The organism is Cronobacter sp. EKM101R, from assembly GCF_963888145.1.
GTDB lineage: Bacteria > Pseudomonadota > Gammaproteobacteria > Enterobacterales > Enterobacteriaceae > Cronobacter > Cronobacter turicensis.
The window spans coordinates 53,289-77,052 of record NZ_CAWPHW010000008.1 but is presented as its reverse complement, the minus strand read 5'-3'; the positions used below and the strand labels follow the sequence as shown (position 1 = coordinate 77,052).

22 protein-coding genes are annotated in these 23,764 nt (G+C 58.1%); 7 read left to right on the top strand and 15 right to left on the bottom strand.

Annotated elements, in window-relative coordinates; translation table 11 throughout:
* Nucleotides 1-25 precede the first annotated feature (25 nt).
* From ubiB to udp, 5 genes are all read right to left on the bottom strand, one after another.
* On the bottom strand, nt 26-1,666 hold the full coding sequence (gene ubiB, locus AACV31_RS07685) for a ubiquinone biosynthesis regulatory protein kinase UbiB (protein WP_105537933.1): 1,641 nt from the start codon (nt 1,664-1,666) through the stop codon (nt 26-28).
* A complete protein-coding gene (ubiJ, locus tag AACV31_RS07680; RefSeq protein ID WP_012814921.1) occupies nt 1,663-2,268 on the bottom strand; it encodes a ubiquinone biosynthesis protein UbiJ in 606 nt (201 codons plus the stop codon). The genes ubiB and ubiJ overlap by 4 nt, the downstream gene beginning before the upstream one ends.
* 11 nt (nt 2,269-2,279) lie before the next feature.
* Nucleotides 2,280-3,035, bottom strand: a complete 756-nt coding sequence (gene ubiE, locus AACV31_RS07675) for a bifunctional demethylmenaquinone methyltransferase/2-methoxy-6-polyprenyl-1,4-benzoquinol methylase UbiE (RefSeq protein WP_007704556.1) — start codon at nt 3,033-3,035, stop codon at nt 2,280-2,282.
* A gap of 89 nt (nt 3,036-3,124) precedes the next feature.
* Nucleotides 3,125-4,558 (bottom strand): DNA recombination protein RmuC, encoded by a 1,434-nt coding sequence (gene rmuC, locus AACV31_RS07670; RefSeq protein ID WP_165156781.1) that lies wholly within the window; start codon nt 4,556-4,558, stop codon nt 3,125-3,127.
* A gap of 145 nt (nt 4,559-4,703) precedes the next feature.
* Nucleotides 4,704-5,459: a uridine phosphorylase gene (udp, locus tag AACV31_RS07665; RefSeq protein ID WP_004385520.1), complete on the bottom strand. Its 756-nt coding sequence runs from the start codon at nt 5,457-5,459 to the stop codon at nt 4,704-4,706.
* Nucleotides 5,460-5,718: 259 nt separating this feature from the next.
* Between udp and AACV31_RS07660 the strand changes: the two genes are divergently transcribed.
* Nucleotides 5,719-6,537, top strand: a complete 819-nt coding sequence (locus AACV31_RS07660; RefSeq protein ID WP_007766470.1) for a dienelactone hydrolase family protein — start codon at nt 5,719-5,721, stop codon at nt 6,535-6,537.
* 357 nt (nt 6,538-6,894) lie between these two features.
* On the opposite strand, the gene metE is transcribed toward AACV31_RS07660, so the two are convergent.
* Nucleotides 6,895-9,156, bottom strand: coding sequence for a 5-methyltetrahydropteroyltriglutamate--homocysteine S-methyltransferase (gene metE / locus AACV31_RS07655; RefSeq protein WP_161590104.1), 2,262 nt, complete (start codon nt 9,154-9,156; stop codon nt 6,895-6,897).
* A 314-nt stretch (nt 9,157-9,470) separates the two neighbouring features.
* Here metE and metR point away from each other — a divergent pair, with 314 nt between their 5' ends.
* Nucleotides 9,471-10,424 (top strand): HTH-type transcriptional regulator MetR, encoded by a 954-nt coding sequence (gene metR, locus AACV31_RS07650; protein ID WP_007766467.1) that lies wholly within the window; start codon nt 9,471-9,473, stop codon nt 10,422-10,424.
* On the opposite strand, the gene AACV31_RS07645 is transcribed toward metR, so the two are convergent.
* The 3 genes from AACV31_RS07645 to pldB all read right to left on the bottom strand — a co-directional run bounded on the left by AACV31_RS07645 (nt 10,312) and on the right by pldB (nt 13,166).
* A complete protein-coding gene (locus AACV31_RS07645) occupies nt 10,312-11,211 on the bottom strand; it encodes a carboxylate/amino acid/amine transporter (protein WP_165156783.1) in 900 nt (299 codons plus the stop codon). The genes metR and AACV31_RS07645 overlap by 113 nt on opposite strands.
* A gap of 112 nt (nt 11,212-11,323) precedes the next feature.
* Nucleotides 11,324-12,124, bottom strand: coding sequence for a sugar/pyridoxal phosphate phosphatase YigL (gene yigL, locus AACV31_RS07640; RefSeq protein ID WP_104658973.1), 801 nt, complete (start codon nt 12,122-12,124; stop codon nt 11,324-11,326).
* Nucleotides 12,125-12,173: 49 nt separating this feature from the next.
* Entirely contained in the window at nt 12,174-13,166 is a 993-nt protein-coding gene (pldB, locus tag AACV31_RS07635) for a lysophospholipase L2 (protein WP_012814914.1), read from the bottom strand.
* A 109-nt stretch (nt 13,167-13,275) separates the two neighbouring features.
* Between pldB and rhtB the strand changes: the two genes are divergently transcribed.
* Nucleotides 13,276-13,896 carry a homoserine/homoserine lactone efflux protein gene (rhtB, locus tag AACV31_RS07630; protein WP_041923089.1) on the top strand — a complete coding sequence of 207 codons (621 nt, stop codon included), beginning with the start codon at nt 13,276-13,278 and terminating at the stop codon, nt 13,894-13,896.
* Here rhtB and rhtC read toward each other — a convergent pair whose 3' ends face one another.
* The 3 genes from rhtC to pldA all read right to left on the bottom strand — a co-directional run bounded on the left by rhtC (nt 13,897) and on the right by pldA (nt 17,343).
* The gene (gene rhtC / locus AACV31_RS07625; protein WP_075198626.1) at nt 13,897-14,517 is read right to left on the bottom strand and encodes a threonine export protein RhtC; all 621 of its coding nucleotides are present in this window, start codon (nt 14,515-14,517) and stop codon (nt 13,897-13,899) included. It lies immediately after the preceding gene.
* Between the two features lie 59 nt (nt 14,518-14,576).
* The gene (gene recQ, locus AACV31_RS07620; protein WP_007766462.1) at nt 14,577-16,406 is read right to left on the bottom strand and encodes an ATP-dependent DNA helicase RecQ; all 1,830 of its coding nucleotides are present in this window, start codon (nt 16,404-16,406) and stop codon (nt 14,577-14,579) included.
* Between the two features lie 67 nt (nt 16,407-16,473).
* On the bottom strand, nt 16,474-17,343 hold the full coding sequence (pldA, locus tag AACV31_RS07615) for a phospholipase A (RefSeq protein WP_032807048.1): 870 nt from the start codon (nt 17,341-17,343) through the stop codon (nt 16,474-16,476).
* Nucleotides 17,344-17,522: 179 nt separating this feature from the next.
* Between pldA and yigI the strand changes: the two genes are divergently transcribed.
* The 4 genes from yigI (at nt 17,523) to AACV31_RS07595 (ending at nt 19,979) form a co-directional block, all read left to right on the top strand.
* Nucleotides 17,523-17,993 carry an acyl-CoA thioesterase YigI gene (gene yigI, locus AACV31_RS07610; RefSeq protein ID WP_004388411.1) on the top strand — a complete coding sequence of 157 codons (471 nt, stop codon included), beginning with the start codon at nt 17,523-17,525 and terminating at the stop codon, nt 17,991-17,993.
* Between the two features lie 52 nt (nt 17,994-18,045).
* Nucleotides 18,046-18,939 (top strand): EamA family transporter RarD, encoded by an 894-nt coding sequence (gene rarD, locus AACV31_RS07605; protein WP_007766458.1) that lies wholly within the window; start codon nt 18,046-18,048, stop codon nt 18,937-18,939.
* Nucleotides 18,940-19,128: 189 nt separating this feature from the next.
* Nucleotides 19,129-19,515 carry a hypothetical protein gene (locus AACV31_RS07600; protein ID WP_165156785.1) on the top strand — a complete coding sequence of 129 codons (387 nt, stop codon included), beginning with the start codon at nt 19,129-19,131 and terminating at the stop codon, nt 19,513-19,515.
* A 59-nt stretch (nt 19,516-19,574) separates the two neighbouring features.
* Nucleotides 19,575-19,979, top strand: coding sequence for a DUF2628 domain-containing protein (locus AACV31_RS07595; RefSeq protein WP_075198624.1), 405 nt, complete (start codon nt 19,575-19,577; stop codon nt 19,977-19,979).
* A gap of 56 nt (nt 19,980-20,035) precedes the next feature.
* Here the strand turns inward: AACV31_RS07595 and corA are convergent, their stop codons facing one another.
* From corA to uvrD, 3 genes are all read right to left on the bottom strand, one after another.
* Nucleotides 20,036-20,986 carry a magnesium/cobalt transporter CorA gene (corA, locus tag AACV31_RS07590; protein WP_012814907.1) on the bottom strand — a complete coding sequence of 317 codons (951 nt, stop codon included), beginning with the start codon at nt 20,984-20,986 and terminating at the stop codon, nt 20,036-20,038.
* A 152-nt stretch (nt 20,987-21,138) separates the two neighbouring features.
* Complete coding sequence (gene ysgD, locus AACV31_RS23160) at nt 21,139-21,195, bottom strand: YsgD/CorL family protein (RefSeq protein WP_370458117.1); 57 nt, start codon at nt 21,193-21,195, stop codon at nt 21,139-21,141.
* Between the two features lie 272 nt (nt 21,196-21,467).
* Nucleotides 21,468-23,630, bottom strand: a complete 2,163-nt coding sequence (uvrD, locus tag AACV31_RS07585) for a DNA helicase II (RefSeq protein ID WP_041923086.1) — start codon at nt 23,628-23,630, stop codon at nt 21,468-21,470.
* Nucleotides 23,631-23,764: the final 134 nt, after the last annotated feature.

The window sequence follows — 23,764 nt, the reverse complement described above, 5'->3', positions numbered from 1 at the left end:
CGTGGCCGTTACATAACAATGCCCGCTAGTCGGTACGCCGCCAGCCAATAAGCCAGACGAGAATGCCGCCTGCCATCAGCCATCCGGGCGACGTGCCCCAGTCAGGACGGTAGATAAAGAGCAGCGTGCCGCTAAGCATCAGCGTGGCGCCAATGCCGAACAGATAACGCGACTGCCCTTGCTTCACACGATGCTCCTGCAGCTCATGGGCAATCTTATCAACACTTTGTTGCAGTTGTTTGCCTTGCCGCAGGCTGTTATAGACCAGTTCAGGAATTTCCGGGATTTTCTCAGCCCAGAACGGCGCTTTTTCCTTAAAGGAACGCACCAGCGCCGGGAAGCCCACCTGATCTTTGATCCAGCTTTCCAGAAAAGGTTTCGCCGTTTTCCATAAATCGAGTTGCGGATAGAGCTGACGCCCTACGCCCTCAATGTACAGCAGCGTTTTTTGCAGCAGCACCAGTTGCGGCTGCACTTCCATATTAAAGCGGCGCGCGGTGTTAAAGAGATTGAGCAGCACATGGCCAAACGAGATTTCCGCAAGCGGCTTTTCGAAAATCGGCTCACAAACGGTACGAATAGCAGACTCGAACTCTTCTACGTTGGTATCCGGCGGCACCCAGCCAGAATCCACGTGCAACTCCGCCACGCGGCGGTAGTCGCGGTTGAAGAAGGCGATAAAGTTTTCCGCCAGATAACGCTTATCTTCTTTATTCAGCGAGCCCACGATGCCGCAGTCAATGCCGATGTATTGCGGGTCATGTGGGTGATCGTGGCTGACGAAGATATTACCCGGATGCATGTCGCCGTGGAAAAAGCTGTCGCGGAACACCTGGGTGAAGAACACCTGGACGCCACGTTCGGCCAGCAGTTTCATGTCCGTGCCGTTGGCTTCCAGCGCCGCGACGTCATTGACCGGGATGCCATAAATGCGCTCCATGACCATCATCGTCGGGCTGCAATAGTCCGAATAGACTTCCGGCACGTAAAGCATCGGGCTATTTTCGAAATTACGGCGCAGCTGGATGGCGTTCGCCGCTTCGCGCAGCAAGTCGAGTTCATCCAGCAGCGTTTTTTCATATTCGCGCACCACTTCCATCGGACGCAGGCGGCGGCCATCCGGCAGCAGACGCGGCACCCAGCGCGCGAGACGGTAGATGAGCTTCATATCCGCCTTAATGACCGGCAGGATATCGGGGCGGATCACCTTAATGACCACCTCTTTGCCGCTCTCTTTCAGCCGGGCGGTATGCACCTGTGCGATAGACGCGGAAGCGAGCGGCGTAATATCGAAATCATCAAACCACTCCTCGACAGGACGATCGCCCATCGATTTTTCGATCTGCTGTTTGGCGAGCCTGCCGTCAAAGGGCGCGACGCGATCCTGCAACAACGCCAGTTGATCGGCGATAACCGGTGGGAACAGATCGCGACGTGTCGACAGCATCTGCCCGAACTTGATCCACACGGGACCCAGCTCCTGCAACGCCAGTCGCAGACGTGTGCCGAGCTCCAGATCTTTATGCCGGTTCGGCATCCAGAACAGCCCGCGACGCCAGATCCGCAGCGGCAGCGTGAGACGCATGCGTGGAATAAGCTCATCCAGGCCGTAGCTCAGGAACGTTTTAATGATGAAATAAAGGCGCCGAATTTCACCTGGCGTCATTTGCCCTCCAGTTTATCCAACCGTTTGGTTAATTCTTCCAGACGGCGCTCGACAGCCGAAATCTCTTCGGCAAACCAGGCGATTTCCAGCGCGCCTGGCGCGACGCGCCACTCTTCGGTAATGGCTTCCGCCAGGTAGCGCTGGTTGCGCGTAAAGCCTTTTTGCAGCAGTTGCCCGCCGCGACGCATGACGCGCCCGATGCCTTCCGCGGCGATATCGCCGACCCACGGCGCCAGTAGCCCGGCGGGGTCAAACTCGGCCATATCCATCAGCGCCACAAAATTTTGCACCACCTGCAGATCGCCCTGCACTTCCAGCTCGCCGCTGCGGATAAGCGCGGTCAGCTGCTGGCGGTCCTGTAGCTTCGGCAAAACGGAGAGGCGTGTGATAACGGTACAGTCCGCCTCGCCTTCCCATTTGCTGAGCACGTCCAGTTGCTGCTCGCTGAACACCAGCACCAGCGGCGTGGAGAGTTCTTCAAGCGTGACGCGCAGCACTTTGCCCTGTAAACGCTGGCGCGGCGCTTTCAGCGCGCTTTCACGGTACAGGAAAGTGTTCAGCGCGCCTTCGATACCAGCCATCATTAGCGGTGTGAAAGGCATCCGGCACCTCCTCAGAATTTGTAGCCGCGATGCAGCGCTACGATCCCGCCGGTCATGTTGTAGTAGTTGACGTTTTCGAAGCCCGCGTCGTTCATCATCGCTTTCAGGGTTTCCTGATCCGGATGCATACGGATGGATTCAGCGAGATAGCGGTAGCTGCCAGCGTCTTTCGCCACCAGCTCGCCGACGCGCGGCAGAATATGGAAAGAGTATGCGTCATACGCTTTATTGAGCGGCTCAAACACCGGTTTTGAGAATTCCAGCACCAGCAGACGACCGCCCGGCTTCAGCACGCGGAACATGGAGCGCAGCGCTTTTTCTTTATCGGTAACGTTACGCAGACCGAAAGAGATAGTAATGCAGTCAAAGGTGTTATCCGGGAACGGCAGCGCTTCCGCGTTCGCCTGAACATATTCGACGTTGCCGACGATGCCGGTATTGCGCAGCTTCTCGCGCCCCATTTTCAGCATCGAATCATTGATATCCGCCAGCACCACTTTGCCGCTCTCGCCCACCAGGCGGGAGAATTTAGCGGTTAAATCGCCGGTGCCGCCCGCGAGATCCAGGACTTTCTGGCCGCGACGCACACCGCTGCAATCGATAGTGAAGCGCTTCCACAGACGATGAATGCCGAACGACATCAGATCGTTCATGACATCATATTTCGCCGCCACGGAGTGGAAGACCTGCGCCACCATATCCGCTTTTTGCTCTTTCGCTACGGTCTGAAAGCCAAAGTGCGTTGTATCTTGTGAATCTTCAACCATCTCAGTGCCTGCTTATCAAGGAAATGTTTGTGAAGTGTAACAGATTGGCCGCAATTGCCCTACGATTCAAGGCGGCATTAGCGCGCCGCTCAGCGCTCGCCCGCGACGCGAAACGCCGCTAAGTGGCTGTTTTCATCAGGGGCGCTGGCAAGCGTTTCGGCATCGGAGAGCGCGAACGCTTCGTCGTCCTGCACCGCCTGTTCGGCCAAATCCGGATTAATCTCGCGCTTTACCTCAACGCCCATGCCACGGAACGCCTCCGCCTGCGCGAGCAGGTTGCCGCGCCCGCTGGCGAGCTTTTTCATCGCCTGACGGTAGCTGTCGCTGGCTTTGTCGAGGTTCTGGCCGATGGCGCTCATGTCGTCAACGAACAGCCGCATTTTGTCGTAAAGACGGCTGGCGCGATCGGCTATCTGCTGGGCGTTACGGCTTTGATGCTCATAGCGCCAGAGGTTGGAAATGGTGCGCAGCGCCACCAGTAGCGTGGTCGGACTCACCAGCATAATGTTGTTTTTTAACGCCTCAGTGATGAGTTCCGGCTGTTTGTCGATAGCCAGCAGGAAAGCGGGCTCGACCGGGATGAACATCAGCACGTAATCCAGCGTGCGCAACCCCGGCAACTGCTGGTAATCCTTACGGCCCAGCAGGCGAATATGATTGCGAAGAGAAGCGATATGCTCGTTCAGCGCCATCTCGCGGTTGTAGTCATCTTCAGCGTTAAAGTAACGCTCATAGGCCACCAGCGTCATTTTGGCGTCAATCACCACATCTTTGCCTTGTGGCAGACGCACGATGACATCCGGCTGCATACGGCTGCTGTCGGCAAGTTGAATGTTGACCTGCGTTTCATACTCGTGCCCTTTGCGCAGGCCCGAGGCTTCCAGCACGCGGGCGAGCACTACTTCACCCCAATTGCCCTGCGCTTTGTTGTCGCCTTTTAAGGCGCGCGTCAGGTTGACGGCCTCCTGCGCCATTTGCGCATTCAGCTGTTGAAGATTGCGGATTTCATGGGCCAGCGTATGGCGCTCGCGCGACTCCTGCCCGAAGCTCTCCTGCACCTGGCGGCGGAACCCGTCGAGCTGTTCGCGCAGCGGGGAAAGCAGACCATTCAGACTCTGGCGGTTTTGCTCATCGACCTGGCGACGGCTCTGCTCAAAAATACGATTGGCGAGGTTTTCAAACTGTTCGCTCAGACGCTGCTCGCTGCTCATCATCTGGCGCAGTTTCTCTTCGGCGTGGACCTGGGTGGCCTCCAGCCGCGTGGTCACTTCACGCAGATCGGACTCCAGCGAGCTGTTGATTTCACGCAGGTTGCGCAGTTCGTTATTAAGCAGATCGCACTCATCACGCCAGTGCTGGTTATGCGCCAGCGCCTCGCGGGCCGCGCTGAGTTCGCCGTAGATATCGCGCTGTTCAGCCAGCAGCTCCGCTTTTTGCTGGGCAGTTCGCAGGCCTGACGCCAGCCACCCTACGGCTACGCCCGCCAGCGCGACCACTGCTAACACCAGATATGAGATTTCCACCACGCCTCCTGCCTGAACTGCTCATCACGCCAGAGAGGATTGTGCTGTACATAATTCCAGAGGAAAAGCGTTTTTCTGTAAGGAGCGTTATTCCTGCGAGGCATTACGCAAAAAGGCCGGCGGAGCGCCGGCCTGAAAGGAGCAATCAGAGAAGACGGCGCGCCGCCTCCACCACGATTTTCACCGCGTGGCTTTCGGTTTGTTTCATGGTTTCCGCGTTCGGGATCTCTTGCTGGGTGCGGTTGACGATAACGCCCGCCACCATGCCCGCGCGCAGGCCCTGGCTTGAACACATGGTCAGCAGCGTCGCGGATTCCATTTCATAGTTCATCACGCCCATCGCCTGCCACTCTTTCATGGAGCCGTTAAAGCGGCTGACCACGCGGCCGGAGAAGGTATCGTAGCGCTCCTGGCCTGGGTAGAAGGTGTCGGAAGAGGCGGTCACGCCGATGTGCGTGGTCGCGCCGACCGCTTTGGCGGCTTCCACCAGCGCGGTGGTGCAGGCGAAATCAGCCACGGCCGGGTATTCCATCGGCGCGAAGTGCAGGCTGGCGCCATCAAGGCGTACGGAGGCGGTCGTCACCAGCACGTCGCCGACGTTGATGTGCGGCTGGATAGCGCCGGTAGTGCCCACGCGCAGGAAGGTGCGAATGCCCAGTTGCGCCAGCTCTTCTACTGCAATAGAGGTCGACGGGCCGCCGATGCCGGTGGAACAGATGATGACCGCTTTGCCATCAAGCTCAGCGCGCCAGGAGGTGAATTCACGGTGGGAGGCCAGTTTGACCGGCTTATCCATCAGCGCGGCGATCTTTTCCACTCGCTCCGGGTCGCCCGGGACAATCGCTAATTCAGCGCCCTGAAGATCGCTTTTTTTAAGGCCGAGGTGAAAAACATCAGACATAGGTGACTCCTCTGTGGGTCGGTTTGTCAGGAGAAGCAAAACGGTACTTTACAGAACCTGTCCGGCATTTTTCGTGACCGGATTCACTTCAAAAGAAAGGAGTTGCATTAATTTTCCATTATTTCGTGATGATCGTCACACATGCAACCTGATAAGTGAAAGCTCACATGACAGATGCTTGCTTTTGCCACCCCCATTCCCGTCGCACGCAGACTATAGTTAGGGATGCGCTAAAACAATAACGGGTACGGAGAATGCCATGAACAACAACACTGACAATAAAGCGGGTTTTGCCGCTGCGGTCTCACCTGTCGCTTCAACGGTAGTTCATACGCCGCAGGATGCCATTATCGCAGGCGAAACCTCGATTCCTACGCAGGGCGAAAATATGCCTGCTTACCACGCCCGCCCGCGCGCTGCCGATGGCCCGCTGCCGGTGGTGATTGTGGTGCAGGAGATTTTCGGCGTGCACGAACATATCCGCGATATTTGCCGTCGCCTGGCCCTGGAAGGGTATCTGGCGGTGGCGCCGGAACTTTACTTTCGCCAGGGCGACCCGAATGAGTATGACGATATTTCGTCATTGCTGAGCAATCTGGTGTCGAAAGTGCCGGACGCGCAGGTGCTGGCGGATCTGGATCATGTGGCAAGCTGGGCGTCACGCAACGGCGGCGACGCGCATCGTCTGATGCTGACCGGCTTTTGCTGGGGCGGGCGTATCGCGTGGCTGTATGCCGCGCACAATCCGCAGCTGAAAGCCGCGGTCGCCTGGTACGGCAAGCTCATGGGCGATAAGACGCTGAATTCGCCGAAGCATCCGGTGGATATCGCCACCGATCTCACCGCGCCGGTGCTGGGGCTGTATGGCGCGCAGGATACCGGCATTTCGCTGGAGAGTGTGGAAACGATGCGTCAGGCGCTGCGCGCCGCCAACGCGAAGGCGGAAATCATCGTTTACCCGGATGCGGGCCATGCGTTTAACGCCGATTATCGCCCGAGTTATCACGAGGCGTCAGCGAAGGATGGCTGGGAGCGCATGCTCGAATGGTTCCAGGCCTACGGTAGTAAGAAAGCATAAAAAACGCCCGGGAAACCGGGCGTTTTTTATTGCGTCGTATTGGTGGCGGGTGCCGGAGGATGTGGGAGGCGGTGGGTGCGCTGCGCTTACCCACCCTACAAAAAACCCTATCACGCCGTTCTTACCGGGCCGCGGTGGGTGCGCTGCGCTTACCCACCCTACAAAAAACCTATCGCGACGTTCTCTTCGGGCCGCGGTGGGTGCGCTACGCTTACCCACCCTACAAAAAACCTATCGCGACGTTCTCTTCGGGCCGCGGTGGGTGCGCTGCGCTTACCCACCCTGCGCAACGCATAACTGGCCTGATCGTAGGGCGGGTAAGCGTAGCGCACCCGCCATCACCACAATCAATAAACGTTATGCCTGGCGCAGGTTCTGCGCCGCTTTCACCATGTTGGCGAGCGCCGCGCGGGTTTCCGGCCAGCCGCGGGTTTTCAGGCCGCAATCCGGGTTCACCCACAGACGCTCCTGCGGAATACGCTGCGCGGCTTTCTTCAGCAGCGCCTCGATCCACGCCACGTCCGGCACGTTCGGCGAGTGGATGTCGTACACGCCCGGTCCGATTTCGTTCGGGTATTCGAACTCTTCAAACGACTCCAGCAGCTCCATATCTGAGCGTGACGTTTCAATGGTAATCACGTCCGCATCCAGCGCGGCGATAGAATCCATGATGTCGTTGAACTCGCAATAACACATGTGGGTGTGGATCTGCGTGTCATCCTTCGCGACCGCCGCGTTCAGGCGGAACGCCTCCACGCCCCAGGCGAGATACGTCTCCCAGTCGCTGCGTTTGAGCGGCAGCCCTTCACGCAGCGCCGGTTCGTCAATCTGGATGATGCCGATGCCTGCGGCTTCGAGATCCGCCACTTCGTCACGCAGCGCCAGCGCAATCTGTTTGGCGATGGTTTCGCGGGAAACATCCTCGCGCGGGAACGACCAGCAGAGGATCGTCACCGGGCCGGTCAGCATCCCTTTCACCGGTTTGTCGGTCAGCGACTGCGCGTACTTCGCCCACTCGACGGTGATCGGCGCCGGACGGCTGATGTCGCCGATCACGACCGGCGGCTTCACGCAGCGGGAGCCGTAGCTCTGCACCCAGCCGTTCTGGGTGAAGACGAAGCCATCAAGATGCTCGCCGAAATACTCCACCATGTCGTTACGCTCGGCTTCGCCGTGCACCAGCACGTCGAGACCCAGACGCTCCTGCTCGGCGATCGCCTGCTTAATATGTTCTGCGATGCCGGTACGGTAGTTCGCCGCATCCAGATTGCCCTTTTTGAAATCCAGGCGCAGGCCGCGGATTTCGGTCGTCTGCGGGAATGAGCCAATGGTTGTGGTCGGCCAGTCCGGCAGATTAAAGCGGGCGCGCTGCGCTTCGGCGCGCACCGGATACGCATGGGCGCGCTGGCTGTCCTGCGCCGTGATTGCCTGAAGACGTTGCTCCACGGCCGGGTTGTGTACGCGGGCCGAGTGTTTACGGGCCTGAATCGGCGCGCTCCACTGCTCGATTTTCGCCGTATCGCCGCTGTTCAGCGCATCACGCAGCAGCGCCAGCTCTTCGCATTTTTGCAGCGCGAAAGCAAACCAGCTTTTTACCTCCGCATCCAGACGGGTCTCAACGCTCAGATCGATCGGGCTGTGCAGCAGCGAGCAGGAGGAGCCCACCCACAGTTCACGCTGCCCGGCGATCGCTTTCAGCTGCGCATATTTTTCGGTGAGATCGGCACGCCAGACGTTGCGGCCATTGATAACGCCCGCGGAGAGCAACCACTCCTGCGGCAGGCGGCGATGCAGTTCGTTGATATCGTCATGACCGTGAACCAGATCGACATGCAGCCCCTGCACCGGCAGCGCGGTGATGGTATCGAGGTTGTCGCTTACGCCTTCAAAATAGGTGGTGAGCAGCAGTTTAGTCTGGCCTTTCAGCGCGTCGTAGGCCGGTTTGAACGCGTCCAGCCATGCCTGCGGCAGCTCCAGCACCAGCGCGGGCTCATCAATCTGCACCCACTGGATGCCGCGCTTCGCAAGCTCGGCGATCACCTGCTGATAGACCGGCAGAATGTCGTTGAGCAGGGAAAGTCGGTCAAACTGCTCGCCCTTCACTTTGCCAAGCCACAGATAAGTGACGGGCCCCAGGAGGACCGGTTTAACGTGGTGGCCGAGCGCCAGCGCTTCATCCACTTCATCCAGCAACTGTGTCCAGGCGAGGCTGAACTGCTGGCCTTTGGTGAATTCCGGCACCATGTAGTGGTAGTTGGTGTTGAACCATTTGGTCATTTCTGCGGCGGCGGCGGGTTCGCCGGTCGGCGCGCGGCCACGGCCGATGCGGAACAGGGTGTCGATATCCACCGTGCCGTCAGCATTCTGGTGGCGCGCCGGTACGTTGCCGAGCAGCAGGCTGGTGGTCAGAACATGATCATACCAGGCGAAATCACCCACCGGCAGCAGGTCGATGCCCGCCGCTTTTTGCTGCTCCCAGTGACGGGCGCGCAGCTCGCGGCCCACCGCCAGTAATTCTTCGCGGGTGCTTTTACCCGCCCAGTAGCTCTCTTGCGCTTTTTTCAGCTCGCGACGCAGGCCGACGCGGGGAAAACCGAGGGTGTGGTTATGGATAGTCATGATGTTCTGCCTCTCTTCAGGATGAATCCGCTTAGTCGCGAGTTTCAGAAAATGAATCTGTTCCGTTAATCCGTATGTATTTCGGATTCTCCCCGAGGGGGAGAACTCTAAATAATTCGGCTTGCAGAAAGGCGGCGACGCAGCGAGTTCCCAGGGGCTTACTCCAGTAAGTGACTGGGGCGAGCGAGGAAAGCCAACGCATCTGCAAGTCGAATTATGACGAGTTTAGACGTCCAGATGTTTACACATCCATAATTGGCAGTTACTGTATATTCCTCAAGCGCAAATTATTCATGCTGAAGTGAAGGACATTCATGATCGAGATAAAACACCTGCGAACGCTTCAGGCGCTGCGTAATTGCGGCTCACTGGCGGCGGCGGCGGCATCGCTGCATCAGACCCAATCCGCGCTTTCACACCAGTTCAGCGATCTGGAGCAGCGTCTCGGCTTCCGGTTATTCGTGCGTAAGAGCCAGCCGCTGCGCTTCACGCCGCAGGGCGAGATCCTGTTGCAGCTGGCCGCCCAGGTGCTGCCGCAGATAAGCCGCGCGCTGCAGGCGTGCAATGAGCCGCAACAGACCCGGCTGCGCATCGCGATTGAGTGTCATAGCTGTATTCAGTGGCTGGCCCCGGCGCTGGAGGCGTTCCGCGCCCGCTGGCCGCAGGTGGAGATGGATTTCAAATCGGGCGTGACGTTTGATCCGCAGCCTGCACTGCAACAGGATGAACTGGATCTGGTACTGACGTCAGACATCCTGCCGCGCAGCGGCCTGCACTATTCGCCGATGTTTGATTTTGAAGTGCGTCTGGTGGTGGCGCCCGATCATCCGCTGGCGACCAAAACGCAGGTGACGCCGGAGGATTTCGCCAGCGAAACCTTGCTGATTTACCCGGTGCAGCGCAGTCGTCTCGATGTCTGGCGTCACTTTTTACAGCCTGCGGGCATCAGCCCGACGCTGAAAAGCGTCGATAACACGCTGCTGCTTATCCAGATGGTGTCGGCGCGCATGGGCATCGCCGCGCTGCCGCACTGGGTGGTGGAGAATTTCGAGCGTCAGGGCCTGGTGGTGACGCGTGCCCTGGGCGAAGGATTATGGAGCCGGCTGTACGCTGCGGTGCGCGATGGCGAGCAGCGTCAGCCGGTGACGGAGGCGTTTATTCAGCAGGCGCGTCAGCACGCCTGTGATTCCCTTCCGTTTGTGCGGAGCGCGGCGCGACCCAGCGTCGGTGGACCCACAGAGAAGCCACTATCACCGCTCCCCCAATGATAAAGCTCGGCCAGTGGGGCTGCTGCTGCCAGATGGCGAGGTTAACCAGCAGCCCGGCGGGCACATGCATGTTATTCATGATGCCAAGCGTGCCGGCGTCCACCTGCGTGGCGCCGTAGTTCCACATAAAGTACCCGAGCCCCGAGGCCGCCACGCCCAGCCACACCAGAATGCCCCATTGCAGGCCGGTGGTCGGCAGCTTTTGCGGATTGCCGAGCGCGAACCAGGCGATAACCGCCACCACGAACGCGCCGAGATAGAACCACGAAAACGCGCTGTGCTGCGGCATCGGATGCGTCTCCATCAACCGTTTATAGCCCACCATTCCGATAGCGAAACTGATATTCGCCAGCTGTACCAGCAGTAGCCCGGTCCAGAAGTGCTCGCTCACTTTGTCATAGCGAATAATCGCCGCGCCGATGACCGCAAGCCCGGCGCTTAGCGCATAGCCCCAGCGCAGCCGACGGCGGCTTAGCAGATCGTAAATCAGCGTGATATAGAGCGGCGTCAGTACGGTAAACAGCAGGAATTCCGAGACGGTCAGGTAGAGATACGCCCGGAAGCTGAACAGGTACATCACGCCCAGCTGCAACGCGCCCACCAGCATGTAGAGCGCCAGCGTTTTCAGGCTTTGCCCGCGAGTGCGCAAGAATGGCAGGAATACCAGCGCCGCCAGCCCGACGCGCATCAGCACCGAGAAGGTACTGTCCACATGGCCCGCCAGATATTCGCCAATCAGGCTAAAAGAGAATGCCCACAGGATCGTGGTGATGATGAGTAACGCCACAATGATCATCTCAACAGAAAACAAAGACGGGCATTGTAGCGAAGCTGCTGGTGAAAAGTTGCACTATTTGGTTGACAAGTGGTTACCGATAAACCACTTGTCACCCTGATGGTTAATCCAGAAACAGTTTACGCAGGTAGTGCGGCACGGCGTCTTCGGCGTTGGTGCCGATCACTTCCAGCTCCGGCAGCAGATCTTTCAGGCGCTGGTGCGCATTGCCCATGATGCAGCCTTTGCCCGCCATGGAGAGCATCTCCGCGTCGTTCATCCCGTCGCCGAACGCGATGCAGGACTCCAGCCCGAAGCCCATCGCTTTAGCGACCGCCTCCAGCGCGTGGCCTTTGGAGACGCCGCCCGCCATGACTTCAAGGCAGGTAAGCGTGGAAAAACTCACGTTAACGCGATCGCCCCAGCGGGCGTTGATGGCCTGCTCCAGCGGCAGCAGCTTTTCGTGGATATCGCAGGTGAAGAAGACTTTGCTGACGCCCTGCGGCTCCAGCAAGGCCGGTTCGAACAGCGAATATTTAAAGACGGCTTCTTTAAAATATTTCAGTTCATCCGGGCGCTCGCGGCTCATAAACCATTCGTCGTCGCGATAGACGTTAGTGATGATATCGGGGTTATCGCGCACCACGCCGAACAGATCGGCGGCGATATCGGTATCAAGATTATGGGTAAAAACCAGATTGCCGTCGGTGTCGTGCACCCGCGCGCCGTTGGAGGTGATCATATAGGCCTTGATCTCAAGCCCATCGCGGATCTGGCCGACGTCGATATGGTGGCGACCGGTGGCGAAGACAAAGTTCACGCCGCGGGCAGTCAGTAATTTGAGCGTTTGTTTGGCAAACGGCGTCAGTGCATGGTCAGGGGCTAAGAGTGTGCCGTCTAAATCAGACGCAACGACCTGATACATAATAAAAACAACCTCTGGTGGAGCGACCGAACGCTCCGGTCGCGAGTAATCAGTTATGCTCGTCGAAGAAATCGACAATGGCATTCAGCGCTTCGGCGCGCATAGCGTCCTGCTCAAACAGGATCTCATGGTACGCCCCTTTAATGACGTAAGGTTTACCCCCCCAACATGGGTGGCCCGCCGCGGCGCGAAGTTCACAGAAGCGGTCGTGCGAGCGGTTATCCACCACACGTTCCAGTTCTGCCTGGAGTAACAATAGCGGCGTGGTGCTGTCGGTGGCCCCCGCCAGCACCTGTTCTCCTGCCTGGATGCCTTCCCGCACCCAGTGATACGTAGGTCCGCCGACGCGCAGTTGCGGTTCGTCGGCATAAAAACGCAGATTGCGCCGGTAGCGCTCGTGGCTGTGCGTCAGCATGTTGAGGCTAAAGGGCAGCGGCCGCCAGCGTCCGGTGCCGATGGCGTAACCATCGCGCAGCGACGGGTACTCTTCCGCCCAGTCGAGGATCGAGCGCAGCATCCAGTCCGGCAGGCGGATAATAATGCCGAACATCGGCGCGCAGAGCGCCACGGCATCAAACGCGTTCGGGTTACGCAGCTGAAACAGCGTCCCAATAGCCCCGCCCATTGAATGCGCCAGCAGATAGCGCTTACGCCACGGGCCGGTCGCGACTTCCTGCTGCCAGAAACGTTCAAAATCATCGACATAATCGCTGAAATTGACGACGTGGCCGCGATGCGTATCTTCCAGCAGCCGTCCGGAACGCCCCTGCCCGCGGTGGTCGATAATCAGTACGTCAAACCCGCAGTGGAACAGATCGTATGCCAGTTCCGCATACTTTACGTAGGTTTCGATGCGACCAGGGCAGACGACGATGACGCGATCGTGCTTTTCAGCACGAAAACGCACAAAGCGCACCGGAATGTTATCAACACCCAAAAACTCATCTTCTTCGCGCTGCTGCCAGAAATCCGTCAGCGCGCCCATCGTGAACGCCGCGAACCCGGCTTCCCGTGAAAACCAACTGTTCCTGTGTCTGGTCATGGTCCTTATTGCTCCGCATCCACGCCTGTCCGGGCTTTTTTGTGATTCGTAGCACATACCTCAACAATAGCGTATTGTGGCATAAAAGTGCGCAATCAGGGAGCTTCGCATGACCTTCGAGTGGTGGTGTACCTACCTTCTGACGACCCTTATTCTCAGCCTCTCGCCGGGCTCTGGCGCCATTAACACCATGAGCACCGCCATCAGCCACGGGTATCGCGGCGCGGCGGCTTCCATCGCCGGGTTACAGACCGGTCTTGCGCTGCATATTATGCTGGTTGGCATTGGGTTAGGCGCGCTGTTCTCCCGTTCGCTGATGGCTTTTGAAGTGCTGAAATGGGCGGGCGCGGCGTATCTTATCTGGCTTGGCATTCAGCAGTGGCGCGCCGCGGGCGCCATCGATCTCAACGCGCTGGCGCAAAGCCAACCGCGCAGCAGGCTGTTTAAACGCGCGGTATTTGTGAATCTCACTAACCCGAAAAGCATCGTGTTTCTCGCCGCGCTCTTTCCGCAATTTATCGTGCCGCATCAGCCGCAGGCGATGCAGTATGTAGTGCTCGGGGTGACGACCATTGTCGTGGATATCATCGTGATGATTGGCTATGCGACGCTTGCCACGCGAATTCGCGGATGGATCAAAGGCCCGCATCAGATGAAGGCCTTGAATAAAGTCTTTGGTTCGCTGTTTATGCTGATTGGCGCGCTGCTTGCCACCGCGCGCCGCGCCTGATTAGCGAGAGATAATAAGATGGATGCCGAAGCCGGTGAACAGCGCCCCGGCGGTGCCATCGATCCACCTCGCCAGACGCTGGTAACCCCGGCGCATTTTCGGCAGTGCAAAGACGCTCGCCACCAGCGCAAACCACGCGAAGGTCTCCAGCGCTATCAGCACGAAAATCCCCCAGCGGGCACCAGTGCCGACGCTGTCGCCGACGAAGAGTGAAAAAACGCTGCCGAAGTAGATAACCGCTTTCGGGTTCGCCAGGTTGGTCAGCATCCCTTTCAGGAAACTGCGCCCGCGCGCCGCCAGCTCGACCTGCGGCGCCTCGCCCGTCGGCGCGCTTTTTTTCAACGCGCCGCGCAGCATCTGATAACCCATCCAGCACAGATAAAGCCCGCCGCCCACCACGATGATGTTATGCAGCCAGGCCATTTTTTCGAGGATCAGATGCAGGCCGAGCAGCGCCACGCCGGACCAGACCATGACGCCCGCGGTAATGCCCAGCACGCCCATCAGCGCTTCTTTGCGCGAGCGGCTGGCCGCCGTTTGGGAAACAAAAAAGAAGTCGGGGCCAGGACTTGCGAGCGCCACCAGATGCACCATCGCGACGGTAAAGAACAGCGTTAACATAGAGGTTTGCCAGGTCAGAATCAGAGAACATTCATCCTGGCATGTTTGCGCGGGGCTGACTACTCTTCGTCGTCGCCGTCGACATGCTCGCGGATGAGCGTCATAAACGGTCTGCCGAAGCGCTCCAGCTTACGGGTGCCGACGCCGTTAATCCCGAGCATTTCGCCGGGGCTGAGCGGCATCTGCTCGGCCATTTCAATCAGCGTCGCGTCGTTAAAGACGACATACGGCGGAATATTTTCTTCATCGGCGATGGCTTTACGCAGTTTGCGCAGTTTCGCGAACAGTTTACGGTCGTAATTGCCGCCGTAAGATTTTTGCGCCACGCGCGGTTTGAGCGCCGCGACGCGCGGCACCGCCAGCATCAGCGGCGCTTCTCCACGCAGGAACGGACGCGCGGCTTCGGTTAACTGTAAGGCCGAGTGCTGCGCAATGTTCTGCGTCACCACGCCCAGATGAATAAGCTGGCGGATAACGCTGACCCAGTGTTCCTGGCTCTGATCGCGCCCGATGCCGTACACCTTGAGCTTGTCGTGACCGAGCTCGCGGATGCGCTGATTATTCGCGCCGCGCAGCACCTCCACCACATACCCCATTCCGAAGCGCTGCTCCACGCGCGCGATAGCCGACAGCGCTTTTTGCGCGTCCACCAGTCCGTCGTAACGGCGCGGCGGATCGAGACAGATATCGCAGTTGCCGCACGGCGCCTGACGCCCTTCGCCGAAATAGTTCAGCAGCACCAGACGACGGCAGGTTTGCGCCTCGGCGAACGCGCCCATCGCGTTCAGCTTGTGGCGCTCAATATCCTGAAGCGGGCCTGGCGCTTTTTCTTCCAGGCAGCGGCGCAGCCACGCCATATCCGCCGGATCGTAAAACAGCATCGCTTCGGCAGGCAGGCCGTCGCGCCCGGCGCGGCCCGTCTCCTGGTAGTAGGATTCAATGTTGCGCGGAATATCGAAGTGCACGACAAAGCGCACGTTGGGCTTGTTGATGCCCATGCCAAACGCCACGGTCGCCACCACTATTTGTAAATCGTCGCGCTGGAATTTTTCCTGCACCGACGCGCGCACCTCATGTTCCAGGCCCGCGTGGTAGGCGGCAGCGCTGATGCCGCGGCTTTGCAGACGCGCGGCGGTGTCTTCCACTTTCGCGCGGCTGTTGCAGTAGATGATGCCGGATTTACCGCGCTGCTCCTGAACATAACGCATCAGCTGATCGAGCGGTTTGAACTTCTCCATCAGCATGTAGCGGATGTTGGGGCGGTCAAAACTGCTGATTTCAATCAGCGGATCGTCAAGGCCCAGCAGGCGCACGATATCGCGCCGCGTGGTGTCATCCGCCGTGGCGGTGAGCGCGATAAACGGCACCGCCGGGAAACGCGCGCGCAACTGCCCGAGCGCCGCGTACTCCGGACGGAAATCGTGGCCCCACTGGGAGATACAGTGCGCCTCGTCCACCGCGACCATCGCCAGATCCCAGTAGCCCAGGGTGTCGATGAAGTTATCCATCATCAGTCTTTCCGGCGCGATGTAGAGCAGGCGCACCTCTCCGGTACGACAGCCCGCCATTACCGCCTGCTGCTCGTCGCGGCTCTGCGTCGAATTCAGACACGCCGCGGCCACGCCGTTCGCCAGAAGCTGATCGACCTGGTCTTTCATCAGAGAAATAAGCGGAGAAACCACGATGGTCAGGCCGGTTTTCACCAGCGCCGGGATTTGATAACACAGTGATTTGCCGCCGCCGGTGGGCATCACCACCAGGCAGTCGCGCCCTTCAAGCACCGCGTCGATAATGGTGGCCTGGCCTGGACGGAACTGCTGATAGCCAAAGGTTTCCTGTAAAACCTGCTTAGCCAGCGTTTCCTGACTGTAAACTTCCGCCTGCGCCACACTCACTCCAGATACTGAAAATAAAACAGGCGCTATTTTCAGCGCCTGCGTCGGAAACTGCAATGCCTCAGAAGAGATCGTTAAGCATAACCCCAAAGCCAAAGCGAGTCTGGTTAAAGTTGTAATCAATTAACGATTCGCCATAACCGCTGTACAGCTGGGTGTAGAGACGCACGTGTTTCGTGATCGGGTAGCTCAGGCCAAGCTCCGCGCCGCCGTAGCCGGTGTTCCAGTTATACTGGCCTTTCACGCTCCAGATAGCCTCGCCCCACTGATACCCGACCTTGAGCTGGTAATAGCCCATGTATTTGGTGATGTTCGGATTATCGTCGGTGTCGCCAATCACATACCACGGCTTCACTTCCACCAGCCAGTCGCCGTTCTGCGCCATCAGGCGTGTATAAAGGCGGTTCCAGCTGCGGGAAGTCGGGTCAGAGCGGCCATTCGACTGGTGGTTATAACCAAACTCCACATCGCGCAGCGTCCAGCCCGCCAGGTCGTAATCAGTCGCGAAGCCTAAAAAGAGCTGCGGTTCATAGTTAGTTTCACGAAACGGCGACGACTGCCCGCTGTTGGAAAGCTGCCACCAGGATTTCTGGGTATAGGACGCGCCCAGCACCGAGTTCGGGCCCATAATGCCGCGCCAGAACGGGAACGCCAGGCTCAGCTGGAATTTCACTTCATCTTTACGGGCGTTATCGGTCCAGTCGTAAGACTTAATCGCCTCTTTGTTCAGATCGTCGGTCACGGTATAGAGCAAATAGTTGCTCTCATAAGGGTAGAGCGTAAACGGGTTATCGTGATCCTGAAGCAGGTTGGCGATGATGCTGCCGCGAACGGCAGGCGCATCATGCACCTCTTTCATAGTCGCTTCCTGTGCTAATGCTGTGCATGGCAGCAAACTTGCGGCCATAAACCAACCCAGAAACGTGCGCATTGGCAGTGTTCTCCTGAACGAATATTTCGATGATGAATTATTATCCGGCAGACATTCTACATATTTATTTCGAGTCTGCTTAGTCCTGCTTTCTTAAACTGGAAAGCAACAAATGGGAAGCATAAAATCAACATTCATTTAACCTTATGTGCCCTGTCTTTTTGGTCGAGGAAACCATCATGTCCGCAACTCTGCTGACTCCGGAAGCGGCTCTGCAACTGGTCGGCGAAATCTTTGTTTATCACATGCCGTTTAACCGTGCCCTGGGGCTGGAGCTTGAGCGCTACGAGAAAGAATATGCTCAGCTCGCCTTTAATAATCAGCCGATGCTGGTAGGCAACTGGGCGCAAAGCATTCTGCACGGCGGGGCGATCGCCTCGGCGCTGGATGTGGCGGCAGGCCTGGTGTGCGTCGGCAGTACGCTCACGCGCCATGACAGCATCAGCGAAGAGGAGCTGCGCCAGCGGCTCTCCAGGATGGGCACGATTGATATGCGCGTCGACTATTTGCGGCCCGGCCGCGGCCAGCGCTTTACCGCCTCCAGTACGCTGCTGCGCGCGGGCAATAAAGTGGCGGTGGCGCGCGTCGAATTACACAACGAAGAGCAGGTGTATATCGCCAGCGCCACGGCCACCTACATGGTAGGGTAAGTCGCGCAATACTGATAAACTGCTCACACTTTTCTCATGCCAAGAGTTTTACATGGATGCTAAACAGACGCGTCAGGGCGTGTTATTTGCGCTTGCCGCTTATTTTATCTGGGGCATTGCACCCGCGTATTTCAAACTGATTCAGGCGGTTCCCGCCGATGAAATCCTGACGCACCGCGTTATCTGGTCCTTCTTTTTTATGCTGGCGCTCATCAGCCTGAGCCGCCAGTGGGGCTCGGTGAAGCGGCTGTTTTCGATGCCGAAAAAGGTGTTCAGCCTGGCGCTCAGCGCCGTGCTGGTGGGCGGCAACTGGCTGCTGTTTATCTGGTCGGTGAATAATCATCACCTGCTGGAAGCGAGCCTGGGCTATTTCATCAATCCGCTGGTGAATGTGCTGCTGGGGATGATTTTCCTCGGCGAGCGCTTTCGCCGGATGCAGTGGCTGGCGGTACTGCTGGCGGCCTGCGGCGTGCTGGTGCAGCTCTGGACGTTCGGCTCGCTGCCGGTTATCGCGCTCGGCCTTGCTTTTAGCTTCGCGTTTTATGGGCTGGTGCGTAAAAAGATCATGGTCGACGCCCAGACCGGCATGCTGATGGAAACGCTGTGGCTGTTGCCGGTTGCGGCGATTTACCTGTTCGGCATCGCCGACAGCCCGACCAGCCATATGGGCAGCAACCCGTGGTCGCTGAATCTGCTGCTGATGGCGGCGGGTGTGGTGACGACCATTCCGCTGCTCTGCTTTACCGCCGCGGCGACGCGCTTGCGTCTCTCTACGCTTGGGTTTTTCCAGTATATCGGCCCGACGCTCATGTTCGTGCTGGCCGTCGTCTTTTATGGCGAAGTGCCTGGGCCGGACAAAATGGTGACCTTTGGGTTTATCTGGCTGGCGCTCGCGATTTTTATTATGGACGCGCTGTATACCCAACGGCGTTTACGCCGTAGTTAAGAAATAACTGTCATAACAGGGCGTTATTGACGCCCTGTTACTGGCGCCTACACCAAATAATCACGTTTCTCACCTACTGATATTTGCCGGGGGCGCGCCTTGCAACCCGATGGCCCTTACTTATAATCCGACCTTTATGCATTACGCCCGCTGCTGTTTCGCGATAACAGAGGCGCAGAAGGTATTTTCATGTCAGCCCTGCTTGCTTTCATTTTCCCGCCGCGCACGGCCAGCCTGCGCCGCCTGCCTTATCTGGGATGGCTGTTCGGTTTGCTGTTCGGTCTGGGCCTGATACTTGCGATCACGCCTGACGATGTGGCGCTTGCTCTCTTTTTAATTGCTCTCTTGCTCTATTACCGCGCCGGCGCATTGCGTGCCCGTGACGCCGGTCTGAAAGCGCGGAATTACCTGTTCTATTCACTGGCAATGTGGATTGCCGGGATAGTCATCGCTTACCTGCGCGGTTTCGAGCCAGGCAGCATAGAATACATGTCGCTCGGCGGCGGTTTTCAGGTTGTGATGACACTACTGCTGCTGGCCGCACCGGCATCAGCCACGGCGAGAAAAGAAAAATAATCGCGGGCGGCAGCGTCGCCCAAACCCGCTACTGTTTCAGGCGCTAAGGAGCCTCTGGTATGTCCAATATGGAAAACGATAAAAAGAATTACGACTACATGGCCGATCCGAAATTAAGCGACAAGTGGAAATTTCGCTTTAAGTTCATTGAAGACAATGGTTATCCGGCCGTTCTGGTTCCAACGCCTGCGTGGCGTGACGCGCTGAAAAAATTAAGTATTATGGAACGCCTGAAGGTATCCCTTAATTTCATCACTTATTTTTTCAGCTTTATCTATCTGGCCATTCTGGGGCTGTGGAAGAAAAGTATTATTTGCGTGATAGCGATATTTGTCGTTGCAATCATCAGCGCGATGCTGAATATGCGAGGGCTAATGTATATCGTCCCGTTCTATTTCGCCTGCCGCACTAACGTCTGGTATTACGATCTGAAGGTCAAAGGCAAGCAGGACTGGAGCCTGTAAGGGTCTGCGTCTCGCACTATGAAAAAAGCCTCTTCATGGAAGAGGCTTTTTTGCTTTTATAACCAGTTCTTACGCTTGAAGTAGAGGTAAGGCGCGAGCCCCGCCAGCAGCATCGCGACAATCGCGGCGGGATAGCCGTAGCTCCAGTGCAGCTCAGGCATAAACTCGAAGTTCATCCCGTAGCTGGAGGCCACCAGCGTCGGCGGCAGGAAGACCACGGACACCACCGAGAAGATTTTGATGATGCGGTTCTGCTCGATGTTGATAAAGCCCATCGCCGCCTGCATCAGGAAGTTCACCTTCTGGAACAGCGATTCGTTATGCGGCAGCAGGGATTCGATATCGCGCAGGATCTCGCGGGCCTGCTCCAGCTGACCGCCCGGCAAACGCGCTTTCCGCACCAGGAAGTTCAGCGCGCGCTGGGTATCCATCAGGCACAGGCGCACTTTCCAGCCGGTATCTTCCAGTTCAGCCAGCGTCGAGAGCGCCTCATCATATTCATCGCCCTGATGCCCTTCCATGATAACGCGGCTCAGGTTTTCGAGATCGCTGTAGATGTTTTCGATCTCATCCGCCAGCTGCTCGATTTTAGTTTCAAACAGATCGAGCAGCAGTTCATAGGCGTTGCCGTCCATCATCGACTGGCTGCGCGCGCGCATACGGTACAACCGAAACGCAGGCAGCTCGCGCTCGCGCAGCGTAAACAGGCGTCCGTTACGAATAGTGAACGCCACAGTGGAGTTGCCGCCGTGATCTTCTGCGTCTTCATAAAAGAAAAACGAGTGAATGTGCAGCCCGTCTTCGTCTTCGAAGAAGCGGGCGGAGGCTTCGATATCCTCCAGTTCCGGGCGTGTCGCCAGGCTTTGGCCAAGTTCCGTTTGCACGCGCTGTCGTTCGCTCTCTTCCGGCTCCACCAGGTCAACCCAGATGGACTCTTTCAGCGAGACGGCCTCGTCAACTTCGAGGCGGGACAGTTTGTTGTTTTCCAGTTGAAATGCGCTCAGCATGACCGGGACTCCCAAAAAAACAAATTCTGGACAGTTCGGTTGGGCACACAGAAACAAATTGGGTTTCAGACCATTAAACAGCCTGACTCAGCGCGACGGGAGAGAAAACAGCCGCTGACAACCACTAAGGCCATCAGCGTAAGAGGATAGCCTTAGGAGTTGTTCCTGTTTGACAGGGATTTGAGCCAGCATCTACTGGGTGTGTCCAAGGCGAATGTCCTCTTAGCGTAATCGTGGGCGCATGTTACGCCACCAAAAATTAGGCGTCAACACGTACACTTAAGATAAAACACCTCAATGATTGACAGGAATTATAGTGCCTGCGGGCGCGTTTTGCCGGACCGTTTTCGCGCTCCGCTTCCTGCCATTCCCGGGCGATTATCGCCGCGCGAGATGACAGAAAATCCAGCCTGACGTGAAGAAATAAAAAAGGCCGCCGACGCGACGCGCCAGCGGCCTGCTATGCCGTCTCAAAAACAGGTCAGACGGTTTCCAGGCGCGCGTAAGCGGCCACCAGCCATTTGATGCCCTGCCCGGTGAACGCCACCTGCAACCGGCTGTGTTCGCCGCTGCCTTCGAGATTCACGATAGTGCCTTCGCCGAATTTCGGGTGACGCACGCGCTGGCCGAGCTTATAGCCGGAGTCGTTTTGCGCCATCGGCGCGCCCAGCTGCTTATGGCTGACCGGGCGACTGACGCTCGCGCGCAGGCGCACCTCTTCCACGCAGCCTTCCGGCAGTTCGGCGATAAAGCGCGACGGACGGTGATACGCCTCTTTGCCATACAGGCGACGGGTTTCCGCATAGGTGAGCGTCAGCTTCTGCATGGCGCGGGTGACGCCCACATAGGCCAGGCGTCGCTCCTCTTCCAGACGGCCGCCTTCATCGAGCGACATCTGGCTTGGGAACATCCCCTCTTCCATGCCGACGATAAACACCTGCGGGAACTCCAGCCCTTTGGCGGAGTGCAGCGTCATCAGCTGCACCGCGTCCTGCCAGGCGTCGGCCTGCCCTTCGCCCGCTTCCAGCGCCGCGTGGGACAAAAACGCCTGCAACGGCATCAAATCTTCATCTTCTTCGTTGTAGCTGAACTGGCGCGTCGCCGTGACCAGTTCCTCTAAGTTTTCGATACGGGCCTGGCCCTTCTCGCCTTTTTCCTGCTCGTACATCAGCCACAGGCCGGAATCTTTGATTACCCGGTCGGTCTGCACATGCAGCGGCATATCGATGGTTTCATGCGCCAGGGCTTCGATAAGCTCAAGGAAACGTTGCAGAGCGCTGGCGGCGCGTCCGGCGAGCGCTTTTTCCTGCAACAGCTGGCGGCACGCCTGCCAGAGCGTCAACTGGCGATCGCGCGCGGTCTGGCGCACGACATCCAGCGTGCGATCGCCGATGCCGCGCGTCGGCGTGTTCACCACGCGCTCAAAGGCTGCGTCGTCGTTACGGTTGGCGATAAGACGCAGATAGGAAAGCGCGTCTTTGATCTCCTGGCGTTCGAAGAATCGCATGCCGCCGTAGATGCGATACGGCATGCTGGCCTGTAACAGCGCCTCTTCCAGCACACGCGACTGGGCGTTGCTGCGATAGAGAATGGCGCAATCCTGCAGGGCGCCGCCGTTTTCCTGCCAGACCTTGATGCGGTTGACCACAAAGCGCGCTTCGTCCAGCTCGTTGAACGCGCAATACAGCGAGATAGGCTCGCCGTCGCTGCCGTCGGTCCACAGCTCTTTGCCAAGACGCCCCGCGTTGTTGGCGATCAGGGCGTTCGCCGCGTTAAGGATATTGTTGGTGGAGCGGTAGTTCTGCTCCAGGCGAATGGTCTGCGCGCCCTGAAAATCGTTCAGGAAGCGCTGAATATTTTCCACCTGCGCGCCGCGCCAGCCGTAAATCGACTGGTCATCGTCGCCCACAATCATCACCTTACCGGTATCGCCCGCCAGCAGGCGGATCCAGGCGTACTGAATACCGTTGGTGTCCTGGAACTCATCCACCAGAATATTGGTGAAGCGCTCGCGGTAGTGGTTGAGAATATGCGGTTTGTTGAGCCACAGCTCGTGGGCGCGCAGCAGCAGCTCGGCGAAATCCACCAGCCCCGCGCGGTCGCACGCTTCCTGATAGGCCTGATACACCTTCTGCCAGGTTTGCTCTACCGGGTTGCCGTAGCTCTGAATATGGTGCGGGCGCAGGCCGTCATCTTTTTTGCCGTTGATGTACCACATCGCCTGGCGCGGCGGCCACTGCTTCTCATCAAGGTTCATCGCTTTGATAAGACGCTTGAGCAGGCGCAGCTGATCTTCGCTGTCGAGGATCTGGAAATCCTGCGGCAGGTTGGCGTCCATATGGTGCGCGCGCAACAGGCGATGCGCGAGGCCGTGGAACGTGCCGACCCACATGCCGCCCTGGCTGGTGCCCATGAGCTGACCGATACGGTGGCGCATCTCCGCCGCCGCTTTGTTGGTGAAGGTCACCGCCATAATGGAGTACGGCGAACAGTTTTCTACCATCATCAGCCAGGCAATACGATGCACCAGCACGCGCGTCTTTCCGCTGCCCGCGCCCGCCAGCACCAGCATATTGCTGCGCGGCGCGGCTACGGCTTCGCGCTGTTTATCGTTAAGGCTGTCGAGCAGGTAAGAAACGTCCATTAATTGGCACCGCCGCGTTAAAAACAAGAAAACACAAAACGCCCGCAGGCGTCTCGCAGACCAGGCTTATGCGATCGCAGGCAGCGACGCAAAGCGCCGCCCGCCGAAAAACCTGGAATTATATACAGAGTAGT

Coding starts and splice junctions, on each gene's coding strand:
- ubiB (WP_105537933.1), bottom strand. CDS start 1,666: ATGACGCCAGGTGAAATTCGGCGCCTTTATTTCATCATTAAAACGTTC.
- ubiJ (WP_012814921.1), bottom strand. CDS start 2,268: ATGCCTTTCACACCGCTAATGATGGCTGGTATCGAAGGCGCGCTGAAC.
- ubiE (WP_007704556.1), bottom strand. CDS start 3,035: ATGGTTGAAGATTCACAAGATACAACGCACTTTGGCTTTCAGACCGTA.
- udp (WP_004385520.1), bottom strand. CDS start 5,459: ATGTCTGATGTTTTTCACCTCGGCCTTAAAAAAAGCGATCTTCAGGGC.
- AACV31_RS07660 (WP_007766470.1), top strand. CDS start 5,719: ATGAACAACAACACTGACAATAAAGCGGGTTTTGCCGCTGCGGTCTCA.
- metE (WP_161590104.1), bottom strand. CDS start 9,156: ATGACTATCCATAACCACACCCTCGGTTTTCCCCGCGTCGGCCTGCGT.
- metR (WP_007766467.1), top strand. CDS start 9,471: ATGATCGAGATAAAACACCTGCGAACGCTTCAGGCGCTGCGTAATTGC.
- yigL (WP_104658973.1), bottom strand. CDS start 12,124: ATGTATCAGGTCGTTGCGTCTGATTTAGACGGCACACTCTTAGCCCCT.
- pldB (WP_012814914.1), bottom strand. CDS start 13,166: ATGACCAGACACAGGAACAGTTGGTTTTCACGGGAAGCCGGGTTCGCG.
- rhtB (WP_041923089.1), top strand. CDS start 13,276: ATGACCTTCGAGTGGTGGTGTACCTACCTTCTGACGACCCTTATTCTC.
- rhtC (WP_075198626.1), bottom strand. CDS start 14,517: ATGTTAACGCTGTTCTTTACCGTCGCGATGGTGCATCTGGTGGCGCTC.
- pldA (WP_032807048.1), bottom strand. CDS start 17,343: ATGCGCACGTTTCTGGGTTGGTTTATGGCCGCAAGTTTGCTGCCATGC.
- yigI (WP_004388411.1), top strand. CDS start 17,523: ATGTCCGCAACTCTGCTGACTCCGGAAGCGGCTCTGCAACTGGTCGGC.
- rarD (WP_007766458.1), top strand. CDS start 18,046: ATGGATGCTAAACAGACGCGTCAGGGCGTGTTATTTGCGCTTGCCGCT.
- AACV31_RS07600 (WP_165156785.1), top strand. CDS start 19,129: ATGTCAGCCCTGCTTGCTTTCATTTTCCCGCCGCGCACGGCCAGCCTG.
- AACV31_RS07595 (WP_075198624.1), top strand. CDS start 19,575: ATGTCCAATATGGAAAACGATAAAAAGAATTACGACTACATGGCCGAT.
- corA (WP_012814907.1), bottom strand. CDS start 20,986: ATGCTGAGCGCATTTCAACTGGAAAACAACAAACTGTCCCGCCTCGAA.
- uvrD (WP_041923086.1), bottom strand. CDS start 23,630: ATGGACGTTTCTTACCTGCTCGACAGCCTTAACGATAAACAGCGCGAA.